This window comes from Gemmiger formicilis, from assembly GCF_016901605.1.
Taxonomy (GTDB): domain Bacteria; phylum Bacillota; class Clostridia; order Oscillospirales; family Ruminococcaceae; genus Gemmiger; species Gemmiger formicilis_B.
In genome coordinates, this window is the sequence record NZ_JACJKP010000152.1 from 1 (window position 1) to 7,366 (window position 7,366).

At 62.0% G+C, this 7,366-nt stretch carries 7 protein-coding genes and 2 pseudogenes; all 9 read right to left on the reverse strand.

Features of this window, described 5'->3' with window-relative positions; genetic code table 11:
- Positions 1-478 (reverse strand): annotated as a pseudogene (locus H6B10_RS11160) (flavin oxidoreductase/NADH oxidase); the annotation flags it as partial.
- Positions 479-507: 29 nt separating this feature from the next.
- Positions 508-1,536 carry a zinc-dependent alcohol dehydrogenase gene (locus tag H6B10_RS11165; RefSeq protein WP_204651678.1) on the reverse strand — a complete coding sequence of 343 codons (1,029 nt, stop codon included), beginning with the start codon at positions 1,534-1,536 and terminating at the stop codon, positions 508-510.
- An 18-nt stretch (positions 1,537-1,554) separates the two neighbouring features.
- Positions 1,555-2,406 (reverse strand): sugar phosphate isomerase/epimerase family protein, encoded by an 852-nt coding sequence (locus H6B10_RS11170; RefSeq protein WP_204651679.1) that lies wholly within the window; start codon positions 2,404-2,406, stop codon positions 1,555-1,557.
- A 35-nt stretch (positions 2,407-2,441) separates the two neighbouring features.
- A complete protein-coding gene (locus tag H6B10_RS11175) occupies positions 2,442-3,452 on the reverse strand; it encodes a LacI family DNA-binding transcriptional regulator (protein WP_243427359.1) in 1,011 nt (336 codons plus the stop codon).
- 78 nt (positions 3,453-3,530) lie between these two features.
- A complete protein-coding gene (gene ilvD, locus H6B10_RS11180) occupies positions 3,531-5,198 on the reverse strand; it encodes a dihydroxy-acid dehydratase (RefSeq protein WP_204651681.1) in 1,668 nt (555 codons plus the stop codon).
- Between the two features lie 38 nt (positions 5,199-5,236).
- Positions 5,237-5,599 carry a VOC family protein gene (locus H6B10_RS11185; RefSeq protein WP_204651682.1) on the reverse strand — a complete coding sequence of 121 codons (363 nt, stop codon included), beginning with the start codon at positions 5,597-5,599 and terminating at the stop codon, positions 5,237-5,239.
- A 4-nt stretch (positions 5,600-5,603) separates the two neighbouring features.
- Positions 5,604-6,302, reverse strand: a complete 699-nt coding sequence (locus H6B10_RS11190; protein ID WP_330032622.1) for an ABC transporter ATP-binding protein — start codon at positions 6,300-6,302, stop codon at positions 5,604-5,606.
- An 11-nt stretch (positions 6,303-6,313) separates the two neighbouring features.
- The gene (locus tag H6B10_RS11195) at positions 6,314-7,078 is read right to left on the reverse strand and encodes an ABC transporter ATP-binding protein (RefSeq protein WP_204651684.1); all 765 of its coding nucleotides are present in this window, start codon (positions 7,076-7,078) and stop codon (positions 6,314-6,316) included.
- Positions 7,079-7,081: 3 nt separating this feature from the next.
- A pseudogene (locus H6B10_RS11200) lies at positions 7,082-7,366 on the reverse strand (branched-chain amino acid ABC transporter permease); the annotation flags it as partial.

Consider the following 7,366-nt stretch of genomic DNA (forward strand, 5'->3'; position numbering starts at 1 on the left):
CGGGGTGCCGGTAGGCGATCATGGGGGCGGGTTTGTTGTCCGGGTTGGAATACCGGCCGCTGTGGTTGGCCTGCAGGATCAGGTACGGTTCGTAGCCGTTGGCCTTCCGGCCGGCTTCCTTGACGGCGGCGGTCAGCCGTTTGTAGCTGTCCAGGTTGTCCCGGGTCAGCAGCAGCTGGGTGCGGGAAGAGCGCCCTTCCTCCACAATGGAGATGGCCTCAAACCAGAGCACGGAACTGCCGCCCTCGGCTTCCCGCACATAGCGGCGGGTGGTGTATTCCGAAGGGGAGCCGTCCGGCAGGGAGTCGGCCCCCTCCATGGGGGCGACGCCCAGACGGTTGGGGAAGGTGACGCTGCCCACGGTCAGGGGCTGCGCCAGCACTCTGGTATCGTTTGCAAACGGAAGCGAAAGGCCCAGTTCGGCCGCCTTCTGCTGCACCTCGGCCAGAGATTTATAATGAAATTTCTCGTGTGGCATGGTAGTTCTCCTTGTCGGGGACGGGGGCATCACGGTTTCAGAATGACCTTGATGCTGCCGCTGTTGCGGTCCAGTGCGGTATCCAGCGCCTGCTGCAGCTGGTCCAGCGGGAAGGTATGGGTGATGAATTTTTCCAGCGGGATGTCGCGGGCGGCGGCAATGGCGATGGGGAAGTCCCAGCAGTAGCCCTGGGCGCCCTGAATGTGGATCTCGTGGGTCACAAGGCGGCTGGCGGGGAATTGCACCTGGGGTTTTTCGTAGATGCCCACAATGGTGGCGGTGCCGTTGCGCTTCAGCGTCATGATGGCCTGCAAAAAGCAGCTTTCCCGGCCCACGCACTCAAAGCTCTTGTCCACGCCTTTGCCGTGGGTGATGCGGGCTACCGCTTCTTCCAGGTCCTCGCGGCCGCTGTTGACGGCCACCGTGGCACCCACCTGCAGCGCCATTTCCAGGCGCTGATCGGAAAAATCGGCAATGATGATCTCGGCGGCACCGCTGCGGCGGCACATGGAGGCGACCATCATGCCGATGGCCCCCGCACCGATGATCAGGACCGTTTCGCCCAGGCGGATATCGGCCCGGCGCACCGCGTGGGTGGCCACCGACAAAGGTTCAATGAGGGCGCCGGTCTCGTAGGTCAGGTAATCGGGCAGTTCGTAGACGTAGGGCTCCTTGACCACCACATAATCAGCCATGGCGCCGTCGCCGTTGCGGTAGGTAAAGCTGATCTGTTCGCAGTAGCCGTACTGGCCGTGGCGGCAGGCGTCGCACTTGCCGCAGACGATGCAGGGCTCAACCGTGACCCGGGCGCCCACCTTGACTTTGCGCACGTCGCTGCCCACGGCGGCAATATCGCCGGAAAATTCGTGGCCGATGGTCACCGGCAGCGGGGCGGAAGGATGCAGGCCGCGGGCAATGTGCAGGTCGCTGCCGCAGATGGCGCTGGCCTTTACCCGCACCAGCACCTCATCCGGGGCCAGCGGAGGAATGGGCCGTTCCAGAAAACGGACTTTAAAGGGTTCATATACTTCACCAATGCGATTGATGCTTGGTTGCATGGGGCAACGCTCCTTCCTTTAGGCAACGGGTGGATGTTGTTCAAAAAAGCTGCGCAGAAAGGCAAGGCCGCTGCGGGCCACTTCGTCCGGTTCGGGGTGTACATGGACCCAGCTGGCGTCCAGCCCACCGGGTGCAAACGTTTCCATCGTGATGTGGCCGCGGTAGTGTTCCTCCTGCAGCAGGCGCAGTACGTCGTTCCAGGGAACAAGGCCCTGCCCCGGCGCGCCGCGGTTATTGGCGCAGGCGTGAAAGTGCAGTACTTTGCCGGCCTGCAGTGCTCTGCTCAGGGAAGAAAGCAGGTCGGCTTCCTCCAGGCAGGCGTGAAATGTGTCGTAATGCAGCCCTACGTTGGGGCTGCCGATGTCGTCGATCATCCGCAGGGCCTGGTCTACCGTATTCACCACGCTGGTGCGGTAGCGGCACAGCGGTTCCAGGGCCAGCGTCATGCCGCACTCCCGGGCACGGCGGGCCAGCTCCTGCAGGCCGGTCACGGCCAGTTCCCATTCCCGGCTGCGTTCGTCGGGGGGCAGCGCATGGCGCTTGCCGCCGCCCGCGTACAGCGGGCCGGCCAGCACCGTGGCACCCAGCCGCTCGCCGGTCTGCAGGCATTGGGTCAGGTATTGCAGGGTGCTGCGGCGTACCTCGGCGTCAAAGCTGGAAAGATCCCGCCCGGCGCCCAGGGCTGCACACAGCGAAACCGCCAGCCCGGTACTGCGGATCTCCTGTTCCAGGGCCGCACCGGGGTCGGGCACGGTCATGGGCAGCTCAATGGCGGTAAAGCCCATGCTTGCCACTTTGGCGGGCAGGCCCAGGCAGGCTTCGCCCAGGCCGGGCACCCAGTTCCACAGGTTGATTCCTAATTTGTTCATCGGCACAATCCCTCATGGCGGGCGTGCCGCACCGCTCAGTTGGTGGAGCGCCGCACGATCAGGTCGGAACTGAAGATGGTGCGCTCCGGTTTGGGCAGCACGCCGTTTTTCTCTTTGTATTCAATCTGGCGGATCAGGCTGTTGGCGGCGGCGGCTCCCATGCGGTACAAATGCTGGGAGATGGTGGTCAGCGGAGGCTCCACCATGGAGGCCATGCTCACGTTGTCCACGCCGATGACCGCCACATCCTCCGGGATGCGCAGACCCAGGTCATGCAGCGCGTGCATCACCACAAAGGCTTTGGGGTCGCTGCTGCAGAAGATGGCGTCGGGCGGATTGTCCAGCCCCATCAGCTCCTTGGTCTGGTAATAAAAGCCGTTGTTGCCGTTGGTCTCCCGCATGGTGTAGGCTTCCGGGCAGGGCAGACCGTTGTCGGCCAGGGCCTGCAGATAGCCGCGCCGGCGTTCCCGGTACAAAAGCAGTTCGTCCCGGCCGTAGGCTATGGCAATGCGTTTGTGCCCGGTGCGGATCAGGTACTGGGTGGCGTCGTAGCCGATCTGATAGTTGTCGGCAGCCACGGTATCCACCTTGCCGATGTCGCTTGCTTCAAAACGGTTGACCAGCACCAGGGGGTAGCCCTCGGTGCGCAGCGAGCGGATATGGGGCGCATCGCTGGCGATGGAACAGACGATGAAACCGTCGATCCAGCGCATTTTCATGGTTTCTATGTAGGCCTTTTCCACCGCGGCATCCTCGTCGGTATTGCACAAAAAGACCGTCAGGCCGTTTTTGCGGGCAATATCCTCCACGCCGCGTGTCAGCTTGGGGAACATCATGTTCTCAATGGAAGGGATCATCAGGCAGATGGTATTGCTGCGGCCCATTTTCAGGCTTTGCGCCAGCGCGTTGGGCTGGTAATTGGTCTGCCGGATCGCTTTCATCACGATTTCACGTGTTTCGGCGTTCACATAGGACTTCCCGTTCAATACACGGGAAACGGTGCTGACCGATACGCCGGCCAGCGCGGCTACCTGCTTGAGATTCATGACGACCCCCTGCTGTACTTGATATTCCATAGCATACCGGCAGGCAGCGGGTTGCCTGTTCCATGGGCCGGTTTGCTGTTACTCCTGATCCCAGTATACGGTCGCGCCGCGGTGCGCCGAGGTGCACTGCCGGCGGTAGAGCTGCAGCCAGCCGGTGGCGGGTTTGATCACCGGCTTCCAGGCGGCTTTGCGGGCGGCAAGCTCTTCGTCGCTGACATCGACCGTCAAGGTTCGATTTTCAATATCAATATACACCATGTCGCCGTTGCGAATCAATGCCAAATTGCCGCCCTCATAAGCTTCAGGAGCCACATGGCCGATGGCCAGGCCGCCGGTGGCGCCGCTGAATCGGCCGTCCGACACCAGAGCGATCTGAGTGCCCAGGCCCTTGCCCAGCACGGCAGCCATAAAGGTTTCCATGTGGGGCATTCCGGGGCTGCCCTTGGGGCCTTCGTAGCGGATGATGACCACGTCACCGGCCACGATCTCGTCTTTCAGGATGGCATGCCAGGCGTCATCCTGGGAATCGTAGCACTTGGCCGGGCCGCTGAATTTCCAGGCGGCGGGGTCCACGGCGCTGAACTTGACGATGGCGCTGTCGGTGCCGATGTTGCCGTGCAGCACGGCCAGACCGCCCTGCTCATGGATGGGATCGCTGACCGGATGGATCACGTCGGGGTTCTTGTTGCAGGCGCGGGCGGCTTTCTCGCCCAGGGTGCCGAACATGCCCTTGGCCTCGGTGTCCACCTTGCCGGCTGCGGCCAGCTCCTTGATGACGGCGCCCAGGCCGCCGGCAGCTTCAAAGTCCTCCATGGTGTAGGTGGGGTGGTTGGGGTAGATGGTGCTCAGCACCGGTACTTCGCGGCTGATGGCATCGAACGTTTCGGGCGTGATGTCGAAATGTGCCTGACGGGCCAGTGCCGGGATGTGCAGCATGCTGTTGGTGCTGCCGCCGGTGGCCATCATGTAGCGCACCACGTTCTCAAAGCTGGACTGGCTCAGGATGTCCCGGGGACGGATCTCCTCCCGCCAGGCGTGCATTACCTGACGGGCTGCCTGGCGGGCCAGCTCATGCCACTTGGGCGTCTGGCTGCGGCAGCTGGCGTTGTCGTGGGGGGTAAAGCCCAGCACCTCGGCCATGGCGCACATGGTGTTGGCGGTGCCCATAAAGGGGCAGGCGCCGGGGGTGGGGCAGGCGTTGCGCACCACGTCCTTGTATTCTTCCCGGGTGATGCTGCCCTCCACATAGGCGGCATAGGCCTGCTTGGTGTGGGTCAGGGTGATCATCCGCCCGTCGGAACGGTGACCGGCTGCCATATAGCCGCCGGTGAACATGACGGTGGGAATGTTTACCCGCACCGCACCCATCAGCATGCCGGGCACCACCTTGTCGCAGGTGGCCATGATGATCATGCCTTCCAGCATGTTCAGTTCCGCCACGGTCTCCACCTCGCTGGAAACCAGGTCACGGGTGGGCAGGGTGTAGCGGTCGCCGGGGGTGTTGCTGCAGATGCCGTCACAGATGCCGGTGATGGGCAGTTCCAGCGCCAGACCGCCTTCTTTATAGATTTCCTCCTTCATCTCGGCGATGAGCGCCTTGTCAAAGGGAAAATGGCCGGGGTTCATCTCGTTCCAGGTGTTGACCAGGCCGATGATGGGGCGCTGGGCGTCCTCTTCCGAAATGCCCATGGCGTAGAGCAGTGTGTTGCGGTGGTCCAGGGATTCTTCGTTCCACTCACGAATCATAGAGTTCCTCACTTTCTGTGGTATGTGCGATGCCGCGTTTATTTCTGCATCAGATGGATGGCAAAACCGCCGATCTCCTGCCGGGCGTAGATCACCAGGATGCGGCCGCCCGGCATCCGTTTGATGGAGTCCTCGTCAAACAGAAATCCCTTTTCTTCCAGGTAAGCCCGGGCGGCGGGCAGGTCGGCCGTGGCCAGGGCAATGTGCCCGCAGCGGCCGCGGCCGGGTGCTTTCATCCACTCGACCTGTGTGCCGGTAAAGCGGGCGTCGGCGCTTTCCTTGGCGGGGTTCACCGGCAGGCAGAACAGGGTTTCAAATTGGTCGGCACAGGCTTCGGCTTCCGCCGCGTCCCGGCAGTTGACGCCGATGTGCACGATCTCAAAATCCGGTGTGTAGGCCATGGCGTCAGCCTCCCAGGTAAGCCTGGCGTACCGCGTCGGAGCGCAGCAGCTCGTCGCCGGTGCCGGACAGATTGATCTTGCCGTTTTCCAGTACATAGGCGTAATCACAGATGCCCAGTGCCTTGCGGGCGTTCTGTTCCACCAGCAGCACCGTGATGCCGGAATCCCGGATCTCACGGATGAGATCGTAGATCTGGTTGACGATGATGGGGGCCAGACCCATGGACGGTTCGTCCAGCAGCAGGATCTTGGGGCGGGACATCAGGCCGCGGGCCACGGCCAGCATCTGCTGTTCGCCGCCGGACAAAGTGCCCGCAAACTGATCTTTTCGTTTTTCCAGAATGGGGAAGCGTTTGTACTGCTCCTGCAGGTCTTTTTCCAGGTCGGCGCCTTTGAACAGGTAGCCGCCCACCAGCAGGTTGTCCCGGATGGTCAGGCCGGAAAAGCATTTGCGGCCTTCCGGAACATGGACCACACCGGCGCCCACGATCTTGCTGGGTTTGCGGGGCAGGGGCGTGCCCTCAAAGGCGATGCTGCCTGCCTTGGGCTTGACCAGGCCGGAGATGGTGCGCAGCAGCGTGGTTTTGCCGGCGCCGTTGGCACCGATGATGGACACGATCTGCCCTTTTTGCACTTCGATGCTGATGCCGCGCAGTGCCTCCACATGGCCGTAGCTTACGGCCAGATCGGTTACTTTCAGCATAGGTTCCATCGTCATTCCTCCTTGCCCAGGTAAGCCTCAATGACCTGGGGATTGTGCTGCACTTCCTCGGGCGTGCCGACGGCGATGGTCTCGCCGAAGTTCTGCACGTGAATCATGTGCGAAATGCTCATGACCAGTTCCAGCCGGTGCTCGATAAGCAGGATGCCGAAACCGATCTGCTGGGAGATGCGCTGGATCAATTCGGTCAGTTCGGCGACTTCGGTGGGGTTCAGACCTGCGGCGGGTTCGTCCAGCAGCAGGATCTTGGGCTCGCACATCAGGGCGCGGGCGATCTCGATGCGGCGCTGCATGCCGTAGGAAAGATTCTCCGGCCGTTCCTGCAGGTAATCCTGCATCCCCACGATCTCCAGGTATTTTTCGCACAGTTCCCGGCCGCGCTTTTCTTCGGCACGGCGCTTGGGGGTGGGCAGCAGGCCGCCCAGAATGTTGTACCGGCTTTGGGGGTCAAAGGCACACATGACGTTTTCCTGTACGGTCAGCCCTTTGAACAGGCGGATGTTCTGGAAGGTGCGGCCCATGCCCAGCCGGGTGATTTTGTATTGTTCCAGTTTGGTGATATCCTGGCCGTCCAGCAGCACCGTGCCCTGGTCGGCGGTGTATACACCGGAAATGGTGTTGAAAATGGTGGTTTTGCCGGCGCCGTTGGGGCCGATGATGCCGTGGATCTCGCCGGCGTTGGCTTCAATGGAAAAGTTCTGGATAGCCTTGACGCCGCCGAAACTTTTGTAAATGTTTTTGACTTCCAGCAATGCCATGGCTCATCCCTCCTTTTTGGTGTTGATCTTGCTGCGCAGGCGGCGGTAGGTATCCCGGATGTGACGGGGCGTCAGTTCCCACTCGCCCAGCAGGCCGGACGGCTTGAAGTTGAGGATCAGCAGCACCAGCACGGCGTAGATGACGTAGCGGTAGTTCTGCAGATCACGGAGCATCTGGGGCAGTGCGCTGAGGATGAAGGCGCCCAGGGTGGAGCCGGTCAGGCTGTTGACGCCGCCGAAGAATACCATGATGACCCAGTCGGCGCTCTTCTTCCAGCCGAACCCGGA